Source organism: Bradyrhizobium sp. NP1 (assembly GCF_030378205.1).
Lineage (GTDB): Bacteria > Pseudomonadota > Alphaproteobacteria > Rhizobiales > Xanthobacteraceae > Bradyrhizobium.
In genome coordinates this window covers 7,434,537-7,453,341 of sequence record NZ_CP127385.1, presented here as the reverse complement: position 1 = coordinate 7,453,341, position 18,805 = coordinate 7,434,537, and the positions used below count along the sequence as shown (strand labels likewise).

Sequence of the window (18,805 nt, the reverse complement as noted above, 5' to 3'; positions counted from 1 at the left end):
TTCGCCAGGGCGACGATCGCCTCACGCGTTGCCGCGGTCCTCGCGGAACAAATCGAGCTTCTGCTGCACCGGGCGGTCGGAGAAGGAGAACAGCACCGAATCCGCGTCCGCCTCATGCGTGACCCAGCGCCAGCTCGGCACCACGAACAGGTCGCGCGGGCCCCATTCGAAGGTCTGGTCGCCGACCTGCGTGCGGCCCTTGCCCTCGATCGCCGCAAACACGGTGGCATCGGTCGCGCGATAGCGCGCGGTCTTGAAGCCCTTGGGCAATAGCTGGATGAAGGTGCCGATGGTCGGCATCGCATAGTCGCCGGTCTCGGGGTTGGAGAATTTCAGCTTCAGCCCGTGGCAGGCATCCCACTCGTCGGTGCGCTTGGCCTGCTCCAGCGCCTCGCGCGTATAATGATAGGGATAGTTGAAGATCGGCGAGGTCTTCGATGCACGCTTCTGGTCGACCGGCAGCAGATTGTGGCCGTAGCGCGCGAAGCTGTCGCCCGCGGGCTTGGTGATCTTCTGCTGGTCTTCCTTCATGCCTTCGGCAAAGGAGGCGTCGAAGAACTGCACCATGGGAATGTCGAGCCCGTCGAGCCAGAACATCGGCTCGGCGGTGTCGTTGGAGTGATCGTGCCAGGTCATCGACGGCGTGATGACGAAGTCGCCGGGTTCCATCGCGGTGCGCTCGCCGTCGACCGAGGTGTAGGCGCCATGGCCCTCGAGGATGAAGCGCAGCGCCGACTGGCTGTGCCGGTGCGCCGGCGCGACGTCGCCGGGCACCACCATCTGCACGCCGGCAAACAGCGAGGTCGTGATCTTCGATTGGCCGCGCAGCCCCGGATTTTCCAGCACCAGCACGCGCCGCTCCGCTTCCTTCGCGGTGATCAGCTTGCCGGCTTCGGTCATGTAGTCGCGGATCTTGTCGAACTGCCACAGATGCGGCCGGCAGGCGCTCTTCGGCTCCGGCGTGATCAGGTCGCCCATCACGTTCCACAGCGCCGACAGGTTCTCGCCATCGATCTTCTTGTAGAACGCCTCGCGTTCCGGCGTCTTCGACACGGCTTCCATGGCTGGCCTCCCGTCATTCTTCTGTAGATTGACAGCATACTGCCAATTTGGCTAGCGTCAACTCGTCAGTTCATGTCTAGCTCCGTCATTCCCGGATGGTGCGCAGCACCAGACCCGGAATCTCGAGATTCCGGGTTCGATGCTGACGCATCGCCCCGGAATGACAAGCAAGGTATCGAGACGATAGTCTCGGGGGAGGTTCCGATGAAGCTGCACGGCTATTTCCGCAGCAGCGCGGCGTACCGCGTCAGGATCGCGCTCAATCTCAAGGGCTTGAGCGTCGATCATCTTTCGCACCATTTGCGCAAGGGAGAGCAGCGCGCGCCCGGCTATCTCGTGCTCAACCCGCAGGGGCTGGTGCCGACGCTGGAGGACGGCGCGGGCGGCGTGCTCACGCAATCTCTCGCCATCATCGAATGGCTGGACGAAATCCATCCCTCGCCGCCGCTGTTGCCGAACGATCCGCTGCGGCGCGCCAAGGTCCGCGCATTTGCCATGGTGCTCGCCAGCGATACGCATCCGGTGCAGAATTTGAAGGTGCTGGCGCGGCTGCGCGAGCTCGGCCTGCCCGAGGAGCAGGTGACGGGCTGGGCGGCGTGGGCCAACCGCGAGGGACTTGCCGCGTGCGAGAAGCTGGTCGCGAACGAGCCCGGTCCGTTCTGCTTCGGCGAGGCGCCGACCATCGCCGATCTTTGTCTCGTGCCGCAGCTCGGCAACGCCCGGCGCTTCGGGGTCGACGTTTCCGCTTTCCCGCGGCTCCTCAAGGCTGAAGCCGCCGCCAAGGCGATGAAGGCGTTTGCCGATGCAGCTCCTGACAGGCAGCCCGATGCCGAAGCCTGATTCCGTCACCATGGACGCGGTCTACACCGCGCCCGGTTATCTGTTTCGCCGCATGCAGCAGATCGCGGTCTCGATCTTTGTCGAGGAGTGCCGCGCCTTCGACCTGACGCCGGTGCAATATGCGTCCCTGATCGCGATCTCGACCCATCCCGGGATCGATGCGACGCGGCTGTCCGCGGTGATCGCGTTCGACCGCTCGACGCTCGGCAACGTGATCGAGCGGCTGGAGAGCAAGGGACTGATCGAGCGCAGGCCGGCGCGCGATGACAAGCGGGTCAAGCTGCTCTACCTCACGCGGCAGGGCGGAGGGACGCTGCGCGAGATTATGCCCGCGGTCGACCGCGCGCAGGCGCGGATGCTGCAGCCGCTGAAGGCGGCCGACCGCAAGATGCTGATGGGGCTATTGTCGCAGCTCGTCGATCTCAACAATGAGGCGTCTCGCGTGCCGCTGCGCGCCGAGGACGCGCTCCAGCATCTCGGGAAATCGAATTGATGGCGCTCGACCGGCCAGTCCTGATCGCGGGTGGCGGCATCGGCGGCCTCGCCGCTGCATTGGGGCTGGCGCAAAAGGGCATCCGCTCGATCCTCTTGGAGAAGGCCTCAAGCCTTGGTGAGATCGGCGCCGGCATCCAGCTCGGCCCCAACGCCTTCCATGCCTTCGACTATCTCGGCGTCGGCGAAGCCGCGCGCGGCATGGCCGTCTATATCGACCAGCTCCGCCTGATGGATGCCTTGAGTGCGGAAGAGATCACCCATGTCGACCTGCGCGAGCCGTTTCGCGCCCGGTTCGGCAATCCATACGCGGTGGTGCATCGCGGCGACCTGCACGGGGTTTTCCTGAAGGCCTGCCGTGCGCATCCGCTGATCGAGCTGCGCGTCTCGAGCGAGGTTCTCGGCTACGAGCAGGACGGCGCGTCGGTCACCGCACAGCTTGGCAGCGGCGAGCGCGTCACCGGATCGCTCCTGATCGGCGCCGACGGGCTGTGGTCGAACGTCCGCAAGCAGGTCACATCGGACGGGCCGCCGCGCGTCTCCGGCCACACCACGTATCGCTCGGTGATCCCGACCGAGCAAATGCCGGAAGATCTGCGCTGGAACGCGGCGACGCTGTGGGCCGGGCCGAAATGCCACATCGTGCATTACCCGCTTTCGGGCTGGAAGGTATTCAATCTCGTCGTCACCTATCACAACGACGCGCCCGAGCCGGTTGCGGGGAAGCCGGTCTCGGAGGAAGAGGTGATGAAGGGCTTTCGCCACGTCCATGAGCGGGCCCAGAACATCATCCGACATGGCAAGGACTGGAAGCTCTGGGTGTTGTGCGACCGCGATCCCAGCGAGCACTGGGTCGATGGCCGCGTTGCGCTGCTCGGCGACGCCGCGCATCCGATGCTGCAATATTTCGCCCAAGGCGCCTGCCAGGCGATGGAGGATGCGGTGTGCCTGTCGCACATGCTCGCGCAGCATGATGATCACGCATCGGCGCTGGAAGCCTACCGCGCGCAGCGTTTCCCGCGCACCGCGCGGGTGCAGCTTTTGTCACGCGCGATCGGCGAGCACATCTATCATCCGGACGGAGAGCACGCCCGCCTCCGCAACGCCATCATGAGCGCGAAGAGCCAGGAAGAATGGTACGGCGATCTCGCCTGGCTCTATGGCGGCACGGGGCTGAAGGGGTAGGGCGCAGAATACTCTGTCGTCGTCCCGGCCAAGCGCGTGAGCCGGGACCCATAACCACAAGAAGACGTTGTGGGTAAGGCTGGGGCCACAGCCTGGCAAAGCAGCGGGCGCTTGTGGTTATGGGTCCCCGCTCCAGTGCGCAATTGCGCACAAGGCAGGGACGACACTGTGGAAGTGCCGGCACTTTACATCCGCATCAAGGCCTGGCGGTCGATCTTGCCGGTGCCGGTCTTCGGCAACTCGTCGATGAAGATCACCTCGCGCGGATATTTGTACGGCAGAAGCTTTGCCTTGACGTAATCCTGCAGCCGCTTCGTCGCATCCTCGGCGTCAAAACGCCGGCTGTTCATCACCACGACCGCCTTCAGCGTCATGCGGCGGTCCGGCAGCTCGGCGGCATAGACCGCGCATTCCCTGATGTCTGGATGCTCGGCGAGGCACAGCTCGACCTCCAGCGGATAGACCCATTGGCCGGAGATTTTCACGAGATCGTCGGCGCGGCCGCGGAAGAAATAAAAACCCTCCGCATCGCGCACGAAGCGGTCGCCGGTATAGATCCAGCCGGCTTCACGGATGGTCTCGGCCGATTTGTCGGGCCGATTCCAGTACAGCGGCGTCGCTGAATCGCCGCGCACCCAGAGGATGCCTTCCTCGTTGTCGCCGACCGCGCGGCCGTCCTTGTCCTTGAGCGCGATCTCGTAGCCGGGCACCCGCAGGCCCGCGGCCCCAAGCTTCTTCTTCTCCGCGCGATTGCAGAGATAGATGTGCAGCACCTCGGTCGAGCCCAGCCCTTCGACGATCTCGAGGCCGGTGAGCGCCTTCCAGCCGTTGAAGACGTCCGCCGACAGCACCTCGGCGGCGGAGATCGCCATGCGCAGCGAGGAGAAGTCGGCGGCCGCGGCATTCTCCGCCTTGGTCAGCGACGTGTAGAGCGTCGGCAGCCCGAAGAACACGGTCGGCTTGAATTTTCCGATCGCCTCGAAGATCGCCGCCGGCTTCGGCTGTCCAGGCAGCAGCAGCGTCGCCGCGCCGACCGAAAATGGAAAGGTGATGGAATTGCCGAACCCATAGGCAAAGAAGATCTTCGGCACCGAGAAGCAGATGTCGCCGGGCTTGAGATTCAGCACATTTCGCGCAAAAGCCTGCTCGCTATAGGCCATGTCGTGCTGCAGATGGACGATGCCTTTTGGTCTCCCGGTCGAGCCGGAGGAGTACATCCAGAACGCCATCTCGTTGCGATCGGTGTCGGCCTCGGCGAGCTCGGCCGGAAACCGCGCCAGCCACGGCCCGGCCTCGATCGTTCGCGGAGCAGCGGTCGCGCCGACCTCGCCATTGACCACGATCAGCGTCGAAAGCTTCGTATCCCGGCAGGCGGCGGCATCGAAGCGCGCAACGAATTCGGCATCGGCCACCGCGACCGAGGCGCTGCTGTCGGCGAGGTAGAATTGCAGGAGCTCCGGCGGCGTCAGCGTGTTGATCAAGAGCGGCACGAACCCGGCGCGCACCGCGCCGAAGAATGCCGCAGGATAGGCCGGCGTATCGTCGAGGAACAGAAGCACGCGGTCGCCGCGCCTCAAGCCCAGCGACGCAAGGCCGTTGCCCCAGCGGCAGGCTTCTGCGCAGAGCTCGCGATAGGTTCGCGCGCCGGCCGGACCCGTCAGGGCCGGGCGATCGCCGCGGCCGGCCGCGAGGTTGTCGAACAGGATGCGGCTCGCATTATAGCTCTGCGGGATCGCAAAGCCGATCTCGCGCGCGCCCGCGCCGTCCGGCGGCACCCGGTCGGCGACGGCACGGCTCATGCCTTGTTCCTCGATGCCTCGTACTGCGCCATGAAGCCGGGCGACATCGCGCGCAGCCGCGCGTCGTCGATCCGCCCGGAGCGGGTGATGTAGCTATAGGCGAAGTCCATCAGCTCGAGCTTCATGTGCTCGGGAAAGCGCTCGTACCAGTCGGCGCTGGTGCGCGCCGCGGTGACGAGCTTCTGCACGATCGGCTTGCGTTCGGCCTCGTAGCGCGCAAGCGCGGTCGCGACATGGGCTTCCGCCTCCAGCGCCTTGACCAGCGCGATGGCGTCCTCGATCGCGAGCCGCGTGCCCGAGCCGATCGAGAAATGCGCCGAATGCAGCGCGTCGCCGATCAGCACCATGTTCTTGAACGACCAGTGCTCGTTCCAGACCCAGGGAAAGCTGCGCCACGCCGACTTGTTCGACACCAGGAAGCGGCCGCCGAGCGTGTCGGCGAACAAGTCCTCGCAGATCGCCTTGGATTCATCGCCGTTCTTGTAGGCGAAGCCATAGGCCTGCCAGGTGGCGCGGTCGCATTCCACCAGGAAGGTGCTCATCTCAGGCGCATAGCGGTAGTGGTGGGCGTTGAAGGTGCCGCGCTCAGTGGCGATGAAGGTCTGCGACAGCGTGTCGAAGCGCTTGGTCGTGCCGTACCAGGCGAACTTGTTGGAGGAGTAGCACAGCGAGGTGCCGAAATCGCCTTCGAAGGCGCGGCGCACCATCGAGTTCAGCCCGTCGGCGGCGACGATCAGGTCGTAGTCCGCGAGCTGGTCGACCGAGTGCAGGGGGCTGTCGAATTGCGGCGCGACGCCGACCCCGTGCGCCTGTTGCTGCAGCAGGGTGAGCAGCTCCAGCCGCCCGATCGAGGAGAAGCCGACGCCGTCGATCGCGATGCTCTCGCCGCGCAGGTTGAGCGTGATGTTCTCCCAGCTTTCCATCCGGGGCGCGATCGCATCCACGGTGTCGGGGTCGTCGGCGCGCAGGAATTCCAGCGCCTCGTCGGAGAACACGACGCCGAAGCCGAAGGTCGCGCCGGCCGTGTTCTGCTCGAACAGGTCGACGCAATCCTCCGGATTCCGCTTCTTCCAGAGATAGCTGAAATAGAGCCCGCCGGGCCCTCCGCCGATCACGGCGATGCGCACGCGTCTCCTCCCTGATCCCTTCCTTGATTGACAGTATACTTACAATTGATCGGCCACACTAGCCTGCGCCGGCCGGCGGCGCCACTGGAAATATAGCCGCGATCGGGGCGGGGATCAGTAGCAGCGTCGCACGTAGACGCCGTTCACCAGCACCGAGCGGCAGACACGCGCCGGATGGCGCACGACGGCCGCGCCCCTCGGTCCGGCGCAGCCGGCCCGATAGACGCCGCGGGCACACACCACGGCATTGGCGTCGGTGGACTCGAAGGTCATGGTTGCGCCGAAAGCCAGGATGGAAGCGGCGACGAGCAGCAGTGCACGCATGTCTTTCTCCCAGTTTGTGTGCGTTGGTTTTCTGGCAAATCGACATCGCGCAGGCAGCGGCCCCCGCGATGTCGGACCGCGGCGCGCGCTACTGCGCCGCGAACTGGCCGAGCACGCCCTTGCAATCAGGCGAAAGCGACGCCGCCTGCGTCCTCAGGCATTCGATGATGCGCCCGCCACCGACCGGAATACCTGAGCACAGCGCGCGCACGTCGGCGCCACAGGCCGATCGCATCACGAACAGCACTTCGCGCGGCCGCATCGGCCGCAGCACCAGCACGGTCGGCGCAGCGGCCGCGGCAGCCGCGGGCGCTGCTGCAGCGGTGGCGGCCGGTGCGCTGCCCGCCGCCGTCGCGGCGCCGCCGCCGGCCGCGGCCACCGCCTTTTCGCAGGCGGGCGAGACCTTCGCCTTGTTCTTCTCCAGGCATTCCAGCGCGGCCGCGCCGCCCGTGGGCACGCCGGCGCAGACCTTGGGATAGTCGGAGCGGCAGGCGCTGCGGATCGCCGCGATCTGCGCGCTGCTCGGCTTCTTGCCAGCGGCGCTGGCGGCTTTCGGCGTCGCCGCAGGCTCGGCGGCCGGCTTCGTCTCCTTCGTTGTTTCCTTGGCCGTTTCCTTGGCGGCGGGAGTCGCCTCCGGCTTGGCTTCGGGCTTGGCCTCGCTCTTGGTCTCCGTCGCCGCGGGCGCTTCCACCGCGCGGACGGCGCCGGCACAACCCGAGGAGAGGCTCGACATGTTCTTCTGCAGGCATTCGAGCGAGGCCGCGCCGCCCGGCGGAATGCTGGAGCAATGCGCCATGTAGTCGGAGCGGCACGCCGACTTGATGGCCTCGCGCTGCGCTTCGGTCGGTGCTTGCGCCAGAGCCGCGCTCACACCCGCCGCAAGCAAGGGAATAGCCAGGACGGCGCGCCTGCACAGGTTAGTCATGGGAGCAATCCTTTTTGTTGCCGACGGGAAACCGCCGCTCCAACCGAAGTGAAACAGTAAAAAAACCTGATCAGAAAAAGCCCGCTCGGGCGGCATCATTTGCCGCTTTGGCTGCTACCGCAAGTGGAATGTTGCGGGGGCGCTGCCCGCCGCCGTTCACACCTTGATCATGCGCTTGCCGCGGTTCTCGCCCGCGAGCAGTCCGATCAGTGCCCTTGGCGTGTTCTCGAGCCCCTCGATCACGTCCTCCTCAACCTTGAGCTTGCCGGATTTGACCCAGGCCTGCAGGTCGGCGAGCGCCTGGTCGCGCCGGCGATAGAAATCCATCACGATGAAGCCCTGCATGATGAGCCGCTTCACCACGATAAGGCCGGGTACGCCGCGCGGACCCGTTGCCGAGGGCGCGCCGTCATACTGCGAGACCGCGCCGCAGCAGGCGATGCGGCCGTAATTGTTCATCTGCGGCAGGCAGGCTTCCAGAATGTCGCCGCCGACATTGTCGAAATAGACGTCGATGCCGTCGGGCGCGGCGGCGCGCAGCGCCTTGAACACCGCGCCGTCCTTGTAGTCGACGGCGGCGTCGAAGCCGAGTTCGGACGTCAGCCAGCCGCACTTGTCCTTGCCGCCGGCGATGCCGACGACGCGGCAGCCCTTGATCTTCGCGATCTGGCCGACGATCGAGCCGACCGAGCCGGCGGCGGCCGAGACCACGACAGTTTCGCCGGCCTTCGGCTTGCCGATATCGAGCAGGCCGAAATAGGCGGTCAGCCCGGCGACGCCGAACACGCTGAGCAGATGCGTCATCGGCTCCAGCTTCGGCATCTTCGAGAGCTGCCGCGCCGGCACGGCCGCATAATCCTGCCAGCCGGTGTCGCCGAACACGATGTCGCCCGGCTTCAGGCTGGGATCCTTCGACGCAATCACTTCCGCGATGCCGCCGCCGGCCATCACCGTATTGGCCTCGACCGCGGAACGATAGGTCGCGCCATGCATCCAGGCGCGGTTAGCGGCATCGAGCGAGATGTATCTCACCCGCAGCAGCGCCTCGCCGTCCTTTGGCTCGGGCACGACGCCGTTGGTCATCCTGAAATGTTCGGAACCGAGTTTGCCGGCCGGCTTCTCCACCAGCAGGACCTGGCGATTGATGCTCGCGTTCATGGCCTTCCCTCCACTCGTTTGGTGATTATCGGTGCAATTGTGCGCCCGGCAAATGAGCAACTGCATCATTGTGCGTTGCAAGCAGGGTAGCGGCTCGCGCCGTCTTCCACAATCGGAACACGCTGGTACACCACGCGCAAGCGCGAAGCGTGTTGCGCCGGTCTTAAAATCTGCCACACTCGAAAGTGCCGTCGATTTGACGTTCCTGCTCGGATTGCCGCGGGTTCGATCGGGAATGCGAAATCGAAGAGCGGCACGAAGAGTTTTGGTTGGCCGTGCACCTTTGTTTCCGAGGTTCGTTTCAAAGGCTCCCCATCAGCTTACGAACTTCGGAAACACGGCCCGGCCCGGACTTACGGGGGTAAGCACATGTCGAACAGGTTTACGCAATTCATCCTCGGCGCGATGGTTCTCGGCATCGTGATGGGGGCGCTGATCTTCAACCTCATGCCCGACAGCCGGGCCGAGCTTGCGGCCGACATCAATCTGATCGCCATGCTGTTCCTGCGCCTGATCAAGATGATCATCGCGCCGCTGGTTTTCGCAACGCTGGTCGGCGGCATCGCTCATATGGGGTCCGGCTCCAAGCTCGGCCGGGTGTTTGCCAAAACCATGGGCTGGTTCGTCAGCGCCTCCTTCGTGTCGCTGCTGCTCGGCCTCGTGATGGTCAACCTGCTGCAGCCCGGCGCCAATTTCCCGGGCACGCTGCCGGAAAAGACGCAATCGACCGGCCTGCCGGTCTCCGCCTTCTCGATCGAGAAGTTCCTCACGCATTTGATCCCGACCTCGATCGCGGACGCGATGGCGCAGAATGAAATCCTGCAGATCGTGGTGTTCGCGGTGTTCTTCGCGGTCGCGCTCGGCGCGCTGCCGGAACGGGCCAAGCCGATCCTCGCGCTGATCGACGACCTCGCGCACATCATGCTGAAGGTCACCTCCTATGTGATGCTGTTCGCGCCGGTCGCGGTGTGGGCCGCGATCACCGCCACGGTCGCCAAGAACGGCCTCGGCGTGCTGTGGAAGCTCGTCGTCTTCATGGGCGGCTTCTATCTGTCGCTGATGATCCTGTGGGGCATCCTGGTCATCGTCGGCTTTATCGTCATCGGGCCGCGCTACAACCATCTGCTGAAGCTGATCCGCGAGCCCCTGATGATCGCCTTCTCGACCGCCTCGTCGGAAGCCGCCTATCCGAAGACGCTGGAGGGCCTCAACCGTTTCGGGGCTTCGTCGCGGATCTCGGCCTTCGTGCTGCCGCTTGGCTATTCGTTCAATCTCGACGGCACGATGATGTATTGCACCTTCGCCAGCATCTTCATCGCGCAGACCTACCATATCGACATGTCGCTCGGCACGCAGCTCGCGATGCTCGCGACCCTGATGATCACCTCGAAGGGGGTTGCCGGCGTGCCGCGCGCCTCTCTGGTCGTGATCGCCTCCACCCTCAGCCAGTTCGGCATCCCGGAGGCGGGCCTGCTCATGATCATGGGCATCGACACCTTCCTCGACATGGGACGCAGCGCCACCAACGTGATCGGCAACTCGCTTGCGACCGCCGTGGTGGCGAAGTGGGAGGGCGAGCTCAAGGGCGAGCATGAGCTCGGGCCTGACGACGCCGTGCCCTCCGATGCCGTGCCGGGCGCCGTGCTGGCCGGCCACTAGAGGAGGCGAACCATGCCTCGGCGTTCAGGGCCGGTATCGGCGGTCGGATTGTGGCTGGCGGCGTGCCTGCTGGCATCGCCCGCCATGGCCCAGACAACAGGCGGCGAGGGGCTCAGCCCCACGCTGTCGGCGATCAAGAACAGCCATGTCGTGCGGCTCGGCTATCGCGAGAGCTCGCCGCCGTTCTCGTTCCTCGACCAGGCCAACCGGCCGATCGGTTACAGCCTCGAACTGTGCGAGGCCGTGGTCGACGAGATCGGCGTCGAGGTCGACGATCCCAATCTCAAAATCGACTACGTCAAGGTCACCTCCGACGACCGCATCCAGGCGGTGCTCGAGAAGAAGATCGATCTCGAATGCGGATCGACCACGGCGAATTCCGAGCGCGCCAAGCAGGTGGCGTTCTCGCCCTTGATGTTCGTCGCCGGCACCAAGCTGATGGTGCCGAAGGCCGCGAACGTTTCCGGGATCACCGACCTCAAGGGCAAGACCGTGGTGGTCACCAAGGGCACCACCAACGAGCAGGCGATCCATGGCGCCGACAAGAAGTTCTCGCTCGGCCTCAATATCATCGCGGCGGCCGACCATGAGCAGTCCTACCAGACGCTGGTCGACGGCAAGGCCGATGCCTTCGCCACCGACGACATCCTGCTCTACGGATTGATCGCCCGGCACAAGTCGCAGGACAGGTTCCGTGTCACCGGCGACTACCTGTCCTACGATCCCTACGGCATCATGTTCCGCAAGGGCGAGCCGCAGCTTTCCGCCGTGGTCGAGCGCGCGTTCCGCAAGCTCGGCTCCAACCACGACCTGGTGCCGCTCTACGACAAGTGGTTCGTCAGGCGGTTGCCGACCGGGGAGCGGCTCAACGTGGCGATCTCGCCGCAGCTCGAAGAGGCGTTCAAGGCGCTCGACGATTCGCCGGGCGCGAACAACTAGGGCGCTCCGCGTTATTCGCCCTTCGAGACGCGCTCCTTGCGGAGCGCTCCCTCGGCTGAGGTGGCACCAGGCTCGCGGGGCTTGCGCCGTCATCGCCGTGGATTTATCCTCGTAAGCATCGGGGAAACCGCAGACTCCCCGCCAGACGGCTTGCTGTCCAAGCTCTGCGCAATGCTCGATCTCTCGAGGGCTTGCGCGTGGATGGAACAAGGCCGGAGTTTCCTCACCCCGTCAGACCTGTTGTGAGCCTTGCCGCGGCCAGCGTGCCGCGTGCGCCGGCGTGTCATCGTTCGCTGAAACCGGAGTGTTGCCCATGATCGTGATCGGTCGAATGGCGCTCGGATCGCCGCCGAGCGGATTTAACTTTGCGAGGACCGGCAAGGGACAGGAAGGCGAATGGATCGTGACCGAGGACCCAAGCGCAGACGATGGACGGGCGATCGAGCAGATCAGCACGGACCAAAGCGGCTACCGCTTTCCGCTTGCGATCCACGACAGCCTGTCGGCCGCCAACATCGAGGTTACGCTTCGCTTCAAGGCCATCGCCGGCAAGGTAGACCAGGCCGGCGGCATCGCCGTGCGGTTGGCCGATCCGGACAATTATTACGTGGCGCGGGCCAACGCCCTGGAAGACAATGTGCGCTTCTATCGGGTCGTCAACGGACGTCGCGAGCTGCTCGGCGGCTCGGACCTGAAAGTCACGCTGCGCGAATGGCACGTCCTCTCGCTGCGGGCCGAAGGCGACCGCTTCACTGTTTCCTATGACGGCGAGGCGCTGTTCAGCGTGACCGATGGAACATTTGACGAGGCCGGGGGGATCGCGCTCTGGACCAAGGCGGACAGCGTTACCCGTTTTGACCGGATCAGGATCACGGTGCTGCCGTGATAGACGTCGCATTGCAAGACCGGACGGAGACGATGCGGGTCAGCATTATCAGGCTTTATGTTGCCCGCGGGCTGCGCGGGTTCGCCGACGGCTTTGCGATCATCATCCTTCCCGCCTACATGACGGAGCTCGGCTACGATGCCGTCGCGGTCGGGCTCATTGCCACCGCCTCGCTGTTGGGAACCGCCGTACTGACGCTCGGTGTTGGCATGATTGCGCCCCGCCGCGACCTCCGTTTGCTGATGTTGCTGGGTGCCGGGCTGATGTCGGCGACGGGATTGGTCTTCCCCAATGTCGGGCACCTGGTCCTGATTGCAGTGGTCGCATTCATCGGCACGATCAATCCTTCTGCCGGCGATCTCGGCGTCCTGGTGCCGCTCGAACATGCCATGCTCGCGCGCGGCGCTGCGGATCAGGACCGCACCCGCGTCTTCGCGCGCTACAGCCTGATCGGCGCGCTGTCGGCCGCGGCAGGATCGCTTGCCTCGTCCTTGCCTGAATTCCTGACCGCGGCAGGCGTCGCCAATCTGGCTGCGCTGCGCCTGATGTTCTATCTCTACGCCGCGCTGGGTGTGGCGAGCGCAATCCTCTACCGCCGGCTCCCGACCACGCAGGCGCAGCAGCAAAGCCATGCGCCGCTCGGGCCTTCACGCAGAACGGTCTACAAGCTGGCAATACTGTTCAGCGTCGATGCCTTCGCGGGAGGCTTCGTCGTGCAATCGCTGCTGGCGCTGTGGCTGTTTCAGCGCTTCGATCTGTCGCTCGCGCAGGCCGGGCTCTTCTTTTTCTGGTCGAGCACGCTCAGTGCTTTTTCCTATCCCGTGGCGGCGTGGCTGGCGAAGCGCGTCGGGCTCGTCAACACGATGGTATTCACGCATATTCCATCCAGCGTCTTTCTGATCCTTGCGGCCTTCGCGCCCAATCTCTATGTCGCGCTAGGCCTTCTCTTGCTCCGCGCGGCGCTCTCGCAAATGGATGTTCCGACGCGAACCTCCTACGTCATGGCCGTGGTAACACCCGCCGAGCGGCCAGCCGCCGCGAGCGTGACCGCGGTCCCCCGCAGCCTGGCCTCCGCCATCAGCCCGGCGATTGCGGGCGCGCTTCTGACGACGACCTTTTCAGGATTGCCGCTCGTGATCTGCGGCGCGCTCAAGATCGCCTATGACCTCGCGCTGCTGTTCTCGTTCCGCCACATCAAGCCGCCGGAGGAGACGTCGTAAATGCCATCAAGGACCAGCCGGGTCGCGCAGCTCCCGGTATCTATCTCGCCATCGTGCAGATCGTGAGAAGGCTGCGGCTATCGCGGGGATCTGCGGCACGCGCCGCCGCCTCCCCGCGTCAGTTGGCGGCCGTCACCGTATAATCGGAAAAGTACATGTGGCTGTCGGCTTTCGACCATAGCCCGATGCGGCCAGAAACAGGCTGAGCGAGCGTGTGTTCAAGATAGAGCTTGCCATCGAGATAGCCCTCGACCTTGGTGCCGGTAATGCGAACCTTGAGATCGTGCCACTGATGCGTGGCGGTCGGCGTGTTGCGCACCCAGTGGACGGACGAACGCTTGCCGTTCTCGAATTTCCAAAGCACCAGATTGTTCTCTAGGCAGTTGGCGCGGATCGTCAAATAGTCGCCGTTCTGCTTGAGATTGAACAGGATGCCGGCGCCCTGATCGATGCGGCCCGATAATCCCTGGAAGCGAACCGTGATCTCGCCATCTGTGAAGCTCTGTACGTTGGGGGCGACCACATAGGGGAAGTAGGCATAGGCCTGCACGCGATCGAGGAATTCCGCGTAGCGCTCGCCATAGAGCGTGCGCGCCTTGTCGGCAATGCCGGCCGAGGACTGCCCCTCCTTCCACTGCCGGCCGTCGACGACGAGCACCTTTTTCCCATTGTCATCCGCGACGCGCCAGAAGCCGACCACCGGGACGAACGACTTGGGTTCCGCGCCGGCAGTTTCGTCGGCCAGATCGAAGGTGGTGGGTGGGGCGGCAAGACCCGGGAGGGATAATGCCGCGAAGCCGATCGTCGATACGACAACCGCTTTAATGCTGCTGCTGATCCGCATGGTTGGTCTCCTTCATGAACGGGTAGCGGCTGATCGGAGGCGGACGACGGCTTCGCCACCAGACGAGCGCGATCAAGAGCGGCAGGGCGCCGAAGAACCAGAGCAGGGTCGCCTCCGCACTCGTAACCAGCGGATAACCGGGATAGTCCATGGCCGCCGCAGGCTTGGGCGGCTCGGTCCCCGCGAGCGCATAGACGAGCGGCAGGATTTCTCGCGGGCTGGTCGACCGGCTCACATCGTTTCGACCGCCATACGCGTATTCGATCTCGCCATAGGCATCCGTTTTCCCGGCATAATCCTGATGGCTGCTCGAAAGCACGATCGACACGTTGGGCATCGCACGCTCAAGCTTGGCGAGCACATTGCGCCGCAAATCGATGTAACGCGGATCCTCGGGAGCGAGATGGACTATGATCGCAAGCGGCAGACGAAGCGTGGCGAGCAGGCGCTGGTCCGCCGGTGCAAAGGAATTCCGCCGGTCTTCCGCGGTGTCGGCTGTTGTCTTTATCTGCATTGCAACGCCGAGTACGACGATGGTAACGACCACACACTGCACTGATCGCACAAGCTTGGTCCGTGTCGGGGTCCCGGGCGGCAGCCACACGCTGCAAAGCGCTACGAGGGAGCAAATCACAGCCGTGATTCCCAGCACGAGCCCGGCGGAAAACAGCCCCTGCTCGAAACCGCGCAGGGTCTGGGTCAGCGATATCTGCGCTATCCACGCCGACAAGCCGGAGCGGCCGGCGAATGTGAAATCAATCACCCACGATCCGATGGTTGCGGCGAGCGCGAGGATGGCCGCAGTGGCCGCGCTTTCGGATATGGTTGCCGCAAACAGAGCGGTGGCGCCGACAACGAGCCCGTAAAGCAAGTGACCGAACAGAAGATTGATCGTTTCCGCAAGCGCCAGATGCCCGCCAAGCATCATCCACAGCACCAGGGTGGAAAGCGCTGGAATGCTCACCACCCCCCATGCTGCAAGCACGGCGACCAGCTTCACGACAATGAGCGTGGATGGCCGATAAGGGAGTTGGACCAGAAGGCGCAACGAGCCGGATTCCTTCTCCTGGCCGAGCACCCGGATCGCCACGAAGGGGAATAGCAGCGTGACCGCGACGTAGAACGCACCGAACGTCGGAACCAGGATGCCGTCGAGCGGCGACAGTCCTGACGCCATCGCCGGCGATTGCAGCGCGGCGCTGCTCGACTCGCTGTAGAGCGAGACTGCCTGGACAAAGCTGTATCCGACCAGCGGACAGACCAGCAGCAACATGGTCCACAGTGCCCGGCCGCTGACGATCTCTGCCAGCTCTTTCGCCAGGAGGGGCCGCAGCGGCGCCAAATGCACGCGATCTGTCTTACGTGAGCGCAAGAAAAATGTCCTCCAGCGATCCGCCAGGCGAAGCGGTGCGCGCGCGCAGCTCGTCAAGCGTGCCAAAGCCGCGTACCCGACCTCCGGCGAGCAAGACAAAGCGGTCACAGGCGCGCTCTGCATCGGCCAGCTGATGGATGGCGAGCATGAGCGTTCGCCCGTGGGCCGCCTGGTCGCGGAGCAAGCCGATGACGTCGCGCGTTTGTCGAAGATCGAAGCCGTCGAACGGCTCGTCCATCAGAAGCATGTCGTGCGGCGCAAGCAGGCCCAGCGCCAGCATGAGACGGCGGCCGTAGCCTTTCGATAGCTCACGCACGCGTTTCGCAAGGACCGGCTCTAATCCCAGCGCAGCAATGATCGCCCGGACATCCGCTTGCGAGCGGCGATACACGCTCGCAAACGACCAGATAACCTGGGCCGTCCATTGGTCCGGATATGGCCGCACGCCATCGGGAAGATAGAACAGTGCATGCCGGCGCGCCGACGTCGGCAACGGCTCGCTGCGCCAAAGCACGCGTCCAGCATCCGCAGCAAGGAGCCCGGCAATGGCCTCCAGCAAGGTCGTCTTGCCTGCGCCGTTCGGGCCGATGATGCCCAGCACGTCGCCCCGGACGGCGGAGAAGGTCACGTGGTCAATGCCGGCCCCTTCGGCGTCGTAGCGCTTGGTCAGATCCTCGACGCGCAGCATGGTGTCAGAACGGTTGGTCACGCCCCGTTCCCCTTTGCTCGATTAGTGCACCATCGCCCATCCCGGTTGCAGGATCGGATACGCGATCAGACCAGTGATCGCGGTTGCCGCGATGAGTATTGGATTGTTGACCTTCCGTGCCTCGCAGCGTCTCTGGCCGCAGCGTCGCCAACGTTGGGATGAGATCGTCGATGCTGTGCAGGATGACGTCACGGGCAGCGGTGTAGTCTTTCGTGGCCGGCGGCACGTCGGACCAGTAGTTGATCTCGGCCGTTCCTCTCCTGTCATCGGGAACAGCATCGAACGCGACGACCTTGGTCGCGGCGACCGCCTCGGTCGCCGTCAACGGGCGCGGAACATCGTCGACCGGAGCCAGTCCGTCCAGGCTCAAGCCGTCCCTGATCGTTGTGGGGATCGATGCGTCAACCTCTATGCCGCGTGAGACGGCGACGAAGGGTAGCCCACGCTCACGCGCGATCCTGTTGAAGTGGGCCGCGGCCATCTGGCTCTTCACCGAGCCGTGGAGGCAGACGAATACGATTGTGCTGCGGTCGGGAGCGGCAGCCTTCGTGCTGTGCCCGGGCGGCCAGACAAGGACTACAATTGCGAAGGCGAGAATGAAGAAGGTTCTTCGGGACACGCAGCGCCTCCGCGGAAAGCGGGACGCGATACTTGGGCATGTCGCCTCGTGGGGGGATCGCTGGACCCCCATGTTGCGGAATTAACCGCCTGCCACCTGGGCTGTCAATGGCCCAAGAACATCGCCCCCGTGGCGGAGCGGAACAAAAACGTGAGGGCGACTTTCTCGCATGTCGTTCCCTCGATCTGTTTCCTCAATTCGAGGCTGTACCGCGTTGCATTTTGGCGGCAGGCCGCGACATGCAACGGGCGTGAGAAGTGTCGCAACCGGCTAGGCGGCTTCGCCACACGGCCGATTTCCTCAACAGCTTTGGCGCCCCGACGCTGGCGCTAAGCTTGCCGATGATGATCGGCAGGCGACGGTGGCAAGAGAGCCCGGTCACCGGGGAGAGCGCGAAGGAAACCGTTAAAACCATTCGCGCAGGGAAGGCCGGATCGTTTTGGCGTACCTGTGGTGACTAACTCGTGTGCTTTCCATTTTTTGCACGCGAGGCTGCGGGTGCGCACCGCGCATCCGGCTTTCCCTGCGCCCTCTGATCTTCCGGGGGACAAGAAATTTGCATCACTCGGGCGCAAAGCGCGTCGCGGGAAGGTGGGCGTGCGTCTCCCGACAACGTCCCGAACGGACAAAGGATCGCTCCTTGAATAGGCAAGCGTCGCGGTGCTTAAGCGAACACCGCATCGAGCGCGGCCGCGTAAGCTTCCTCGACGACCTTGCGATGCTGCCGCCCCAACGCCTCCATCATCACGCCGGAATTGATTTCGAGCACCAGCCAGCGTCCCTCGACCCTGATGACGTCGACCGACGCGAAGCGGATACCGATCGCGGATGTCGCGCGCGCCGCGATCGCGGCGCAGGCTTCGCGCATCTCTCCTCTATCGAGCAGCAGGGCCGTTGCGCCGGCACCGAGATTGTGATGCCAATCCGCGCCGCGCTGCTTGCTGTAGACGACGAGCGGTTGCCCGTCGAGCAGCACCACGCGCACCTCTTCCTCGATCGTGACAAACGGCGCGATCGCGACATCGAGGCTGGCGGTGAAGATCGCTTCGGTGGCGCGTGCAAGACCGGTGGCGTCGCGCGCCCGGAAGACCAGCTGCCCCGAGCTGCCGGTGTTGGGCTTGATGACGAGGCCCTGCTCGTGTTGCCGCAGCAGATCGCGCATCGCCGCTTGCGCGGCAGCTTGCGGCGCGAGCCCGGCGCGCGCGGGGTTCGAGAACAGCGTGTGCGCAACCGCGGGGATGCCGGCCAGCGCGAGGATGTCGGCGGTCGCCGCCTTGTCGCTCGCGATCCGGTGCGCGATCGCGCTGTTCAACCCGATGTCGTAGCCGAGCGCGAAATGCCGCCTGCCGCCCTTGTGCATCACGATCAGCCATCCGCCGGACCTGAGCTCGACCGTGATGGCATGGCGTGCGCAATAGCGCCTGACGGCTTCGACGAAGATCCGCTGCTCGCCTCGCATGATCGACCCTTCAGGGTTAACGCAATTATTTGCCAGAGGGGCGCCGATTTCGGCAAGTAAATTGCTGTGGCAGGCAGGTCAGAAAGAAAAAATTCAGCACGATTTGCGCGTCGCGCGTGACAGCCATTCGCGTGCGCAAATGCGCGTGACGATGGGTTGAATCCTGCGCCAATTCGAGTAGATCAG

General features: G+C 64.6%; 19 protein-coding genes. 8 read left to right on the top strand and 11 right to left on the bottom strand.

What is annotated here, in order from left to right; translation table 11 throughout:
* Positions 1-21: 21 nt before the first annotated feature.
* Complete coding sequence (gtdA, locus tag QOU61_RS35935; protein WP_289655897.1) at positions 22-1,062, bottom strand: gentisate 1,2-dioxygenase; 1,041 nt, start codon at positions 1,060-1,062, stop codon at positions 22-24.
* A 204-nt stretch (positions 1,063-1,266) separates the two neighbouring features.
* Here gtdA and maiA point away from each other — a divergent pair, with 204 nt between their 5' ends.
* Genes maiA through QOU61_RS35920 form a run of 3 tightly spaced genes read left to right on the top strand, consistent with a single transcriptional unit; the run spans position 1,267 to position 3,579 of the window.
* Positions 1,267-1,902 (top strand): maleylacetoacetate isomerase, encoded by a 636-nt coding sequence (gene maiA, locus QOU61_RS35930; protein ID WP_289655896.1) that lies wholly within the window; start codon positions 1,267-1,269, stop codon positions 1,900-1,902.
* On the top strand, positions 1,889-2,395 hold the full coding sequence (locus QOU61_RS35925; RefSeq protein ID WP_289662073.1) for a MarR family winged helix-turn-helix transcriptional regulator: 507 nt from the start codon (positions 1,889-1,891) through the stop codon (positions 2,393-2,395). Before maiA ends, QOU61_RS35925 begins: the two co-directional genes overlap by 14 nt.
* A complete protein-coding gene (locus QOU61_RS35920) occupies positions 2,395-3,579 on the top strand; it encodes a 3-hydroxybenzoate 6-monooxygenase (protein WP_289662071.1) in 1,185 nt (394 codons plus the stop codon). Before QOU61_RS35925 ends, QOU61_RS35920 begins: the two co-directional genes overlap by 1 nt.
* A 185-nt stretch (positions 3,580-3,764) precedes the next feature.
* Here QOU61_RS35920 and QOU61_RS35915 read toward each other — a convergent pair whose 3' ends face one another.
* The 5 genes from QOU61_RS35915 to QOU61_RS35895 form a co-directional block, all read right to left on the bottom strand.
* Positions 3,765-5,378, bottom strand: a complete 1,614-nt coding sequence (locus QOU61_RS35915) for a benzoate-CoA ligase family protein (protein ID WP_289655895.1) — start codon at positions 5,376-5,378, stop codon at positions 3,765-3,767.
* Positions 5,375-6,505, bottom strand: coding sequence for an FAD-dependent monooxygenase (locus QOU61_RS35910; RefSeq protein WP_289655894.1), 1,131 nt, complete (start codon positions 6,503-6,505; stop codon positions 5,375-5,377). The genes QOU61_RS35915 and QOU61_RS35910 overlap by 4 nt, the downstream gene beginning before the upstream one ends.
* A 114-nt stretch (positions 6,506-6,619) precedes the next feature.
* Positions 6,620-6,829, bottom strand: a complete 210-nt coding sequence (locus QOU61_RS35905) for a hypothetical protein (RefSeq protein WP_289655893.1) — start codon at positions 6,827-6,829, stop codon at positions 6,620-6,622.
* Between the two features lie 88 nt (positions 6,830-6,917).
* Positions 6,918-7,754 carry a cysteine rich repeat-containing protein gene (locus QOU61_RS35900; RefSeq protein ID WP_289655892.1) on the bottom strand — a complete coding sequence of 279 codons (837 nt, stop codon included), beginning with the start codon at positions 7,752-7,754 and terminating at the stop codon, positions 6,918-6,920.
* 156 nt (positions 7,755-7,910) lie between these two features.
* Positions 7,911-8,912, bottom strand: coding sequence for an NADP-dependent oxidoreductase (locus QOU61_RS35895; RefSeq protein WP_289655891.1), 1,002 nt, complete (start codon positions 8,910-8,912; stop codon positions 7,911-7,913).
* Positions 8,913-9,281: 369 nt separating this feature from the next.
* Here QOU61_RS35895 and QOU61_RS35890 point away from each other — a divergent pair, with 369 nt between their 5' ends.
* From QOU61_RS35890 to QOU61_RS35875, 4 genes are all read left to right on the top strand, one after another.
* Positions 9,282-10,571 carry a dicarboxylate/amino acid:cation symporter gene (locus tag QOU61_RS35890; RefSeq protein WP_289655890.1) on the top strand — a complete coding sequence of 430 codons (1,290 nt, stop codon included), beginning with the start codon at positions 9,282-9,284 and terminating at the stop codon, positions 10,569-10,571.
* 12 nt (positions 10,572-10,583) lie between these two features.
* Entirely contained in the window at positions 10,584-11,510 is a 927-nt protein-coding gene (locus tag QOU61_RS35885) for an amino acid ABC transporter substrate-binding protein (protein WP_289655889.1), read from the top strand.
* A 313-nt stretch (positions 11,511-11,823) separates the two neighbouring features.
* Complete coding sequence (locus QOU61_RS35880; RefSeq protein WP_289655888.1) at positions 11,824-12,396, top strand: hypothetical protein; 573 nt, start codon at positions 11,824-11,826, stop codon at positions 12,394-12,396.
* Between the two features lie 32 nt (positions 12,397-12,428).
* Positions 12,429-13,616, top strand: coding sequence for an MFS transporter (locus QOU61_RS35875; RefSeq protein ID WP_289655887.1), 1,188 nt, complete (start codon positions 12,429-12,431; stop codon positions 13,614-13,616).
* A 118-nt stretch (positions 13,617-13,734) separates the two neighbouring features.
* Here QOU61_RS35875 and QOU61_RS35870 read toward each other — a convergent pair whose 3' ends face one another.
* From QOU61_RS35870 to QOU61_RS35850, 5 genes are all read right to left on the bottom strand, one after another.
* On the bottom strand, positions 13,735-14,460 hold the full coding sequence (locus tag QOU61_RS35870) for a LamG domain-containing protein (RefSeq protein ID WP_289655886.1): 726 nt from the start codon (positions 14,458-14,460) through the stop codon (positions 13,735-13,737).
* Positions 14,438-15,889, bottom strand: coding sequence for an ABC transporter permease subunit (locus tag QOU61_RS35865; RefSeq protein ID WP_289655885.1), 1,452 nt, complete (start codon positions 15,887-15,889; stop codon positions 14,438-14,440). The genes QOU61_RS35870 and QOU61_RS35865 overlap by 23 nt, the downstream gene beginning before the upstream one ends.
* Positions 15,819-16,541: an ABC transporter ATP-binding protein gene (locus QOU61_RS35860; protein ID WP_289655884.1), complete on the bottom strand. Its 723-nt coding sequence runs from the start codon at positions 16,539-16,541 to the stop codon at positions 15,819-15,821. The genes QOU61_RS35865 and QOU61_RS35860 overlap by 71 nt, the downstream gene beginning before the upstream one ends.
* A complete protein-coding gene (locus tag QOU61_RS35855) occupies positions 16,525-17,160 on the bottom strand; it encodes an arsenate reductase/protein-tyrosine-phosphatase family protein (RefSeq protein ID WP_289655883.1) in 636 nt (211 codons plus the stop codon). The genes QOU61_RS35860 and QOU61_RS35855 overlap by 17 nt, the downstream gene beginning before the upstream one ends.
* 664 nt (positions 17,161-17,824) lie before the next feature.
* A complete protein-coding gene (locus tag QOU61_RS35850) occupies positions 17,825-18,619 on the bottom strand; it encodes an ATP-grasp domain-containing protein (RefSeq protein WP_289655882.1) in 795 nt (264 codons plus the stop codon).
* On the opposite strand from QOU61_RS35850, the gene QOU61_RS35845 reads away from it, so the two are divergent.
* The gene (locus QOU61_RS35845) at positions 18,618-18,779 is read left to right on the top strand and encodes a hypothetical protein (RefSeq protein ID WP_289655881.1); all 162 of its coding nucleotides are present in this window, start codon (positions 18,618-18,620) and stop codon (positions 18,777-18,779) included. The genes QOU61_RS35850 and QOU61_RS35845 overlap by 2 nt on opposite strands.
* The last annotated feature ends 26 nt before the right edge of the window (positions 18,780-18,805 follow it).

Excerpts from the sequence above, each read along its gene's own strand:
- gtdA (WP_289655897.1), bottom strand. The coding sequence starts at position 1,062 with ATGGAAGCCGTGTCGAAGACGCCGGAACGCGAGGCGTTCTACAAGAAG.
- maiA (WP_289655896.1), top strand. The coding sequence starts at position 1,267 with ATGAAGCTGCACGGCTATTTCCGCAGCAGCGCGGCGTACCGCGTCAGG.
- QOU61_RS35925 (WP_289662073.1), top strand. The coding sequence starts at position 1,889 with ATGCCGAAGCCTGATTCCGTCACCATGGACGCGGTCTACACCGCGCCC.
- QOU61_RS35920 (WP_289662071.1), top strand. The coding sequence starts at position 2,395 with ATGGCGCTCGACCGGCCAGTCCTGATCGCGGGTGGCGGCATCGGCGGC.
- QOU61_RS35915 (WP_289655895.1), bottom strand. The coding sequence starts at position 5,378 with ATGAGCCGTGCCGTCGCCGACCGGGTGCCGCCGGACGGCGCGGGCGCG.
- QOU61_RS35905 (WP_289655893.1), bottom strand. The coding sequence starts at position 6,829 with ATGCGTGCACTGCTGCTCGTCGCCGCTTCCATCCTGGCTTTCGGCGCA.
- QOU61_RS35900 (WP_289655892.1), bottom strand. The coding sequence starts at position 7,754 with ATGACTAACCTGTGCAGGCGCGCCGTCCTGGCTATTCCCTTGCTTGCG.
- QOU61_RS35895 (WP_289655891.1), bottom strand. The coding sequence starts at position 8,912 with ATGAACGCGAGCATCAATCGCCAGGTCCTGCTGGTGGAGAAGCCGGCC.
- QOU61_RS35890 (WP_289655890.1), top strand. The coding sequence starts at position 9,282 with ATGTCGAACAGGTTTACGCAATTCATCCTCGGCGCGATGGTTCTCGGC.
- QOU61_RS35885 (WP_289655889.1), top strand. The coding sequence starts at position 10,584 with ATGCCTCGGCGTTCAGGGCCGGTATCGGCGGTCGGATTGTGGCTGGCG.
- QOU61_RS35880 (WP_289655888.1), top strand. The coding sequence starts at position 11,824 with ATGATCGTGATCGGTCGAATGGCGCTCGGATCGCCGCCGAGCGGATTT.
- QOU61_RS35875 (WP_289655887.1), top strand. The coding sequence starts at position 12,429 with ATGCGGGTCAGCATTATCAGGCTTTATGTTGCCCGCGGGCTGCGCGGG.
- QOU61_RS35870 (WP_289655886.1), bottom strand. The coding sequence starts at position 14,460 with ATGCGGATCAGCAGCAGCATTAAAGCGGTTGTCGTATCGACGATCGGC.
- QOU61_RS35845 (WP_289655881.1), top strand. The coding sequence starts at position 18,618 with ATGATCGACCCTTCAGGGTTAACGCAATTATTTGCCAGAGGGGCGCCG.
- QOU61_RS35850 (WP_289655882.1), bottom strand. The coding sequence starts at position 18,619 with ATGCGAGGCGAGCAGCGGATCTTCGTCGAAGCCGTCAGGCGCTATTGC.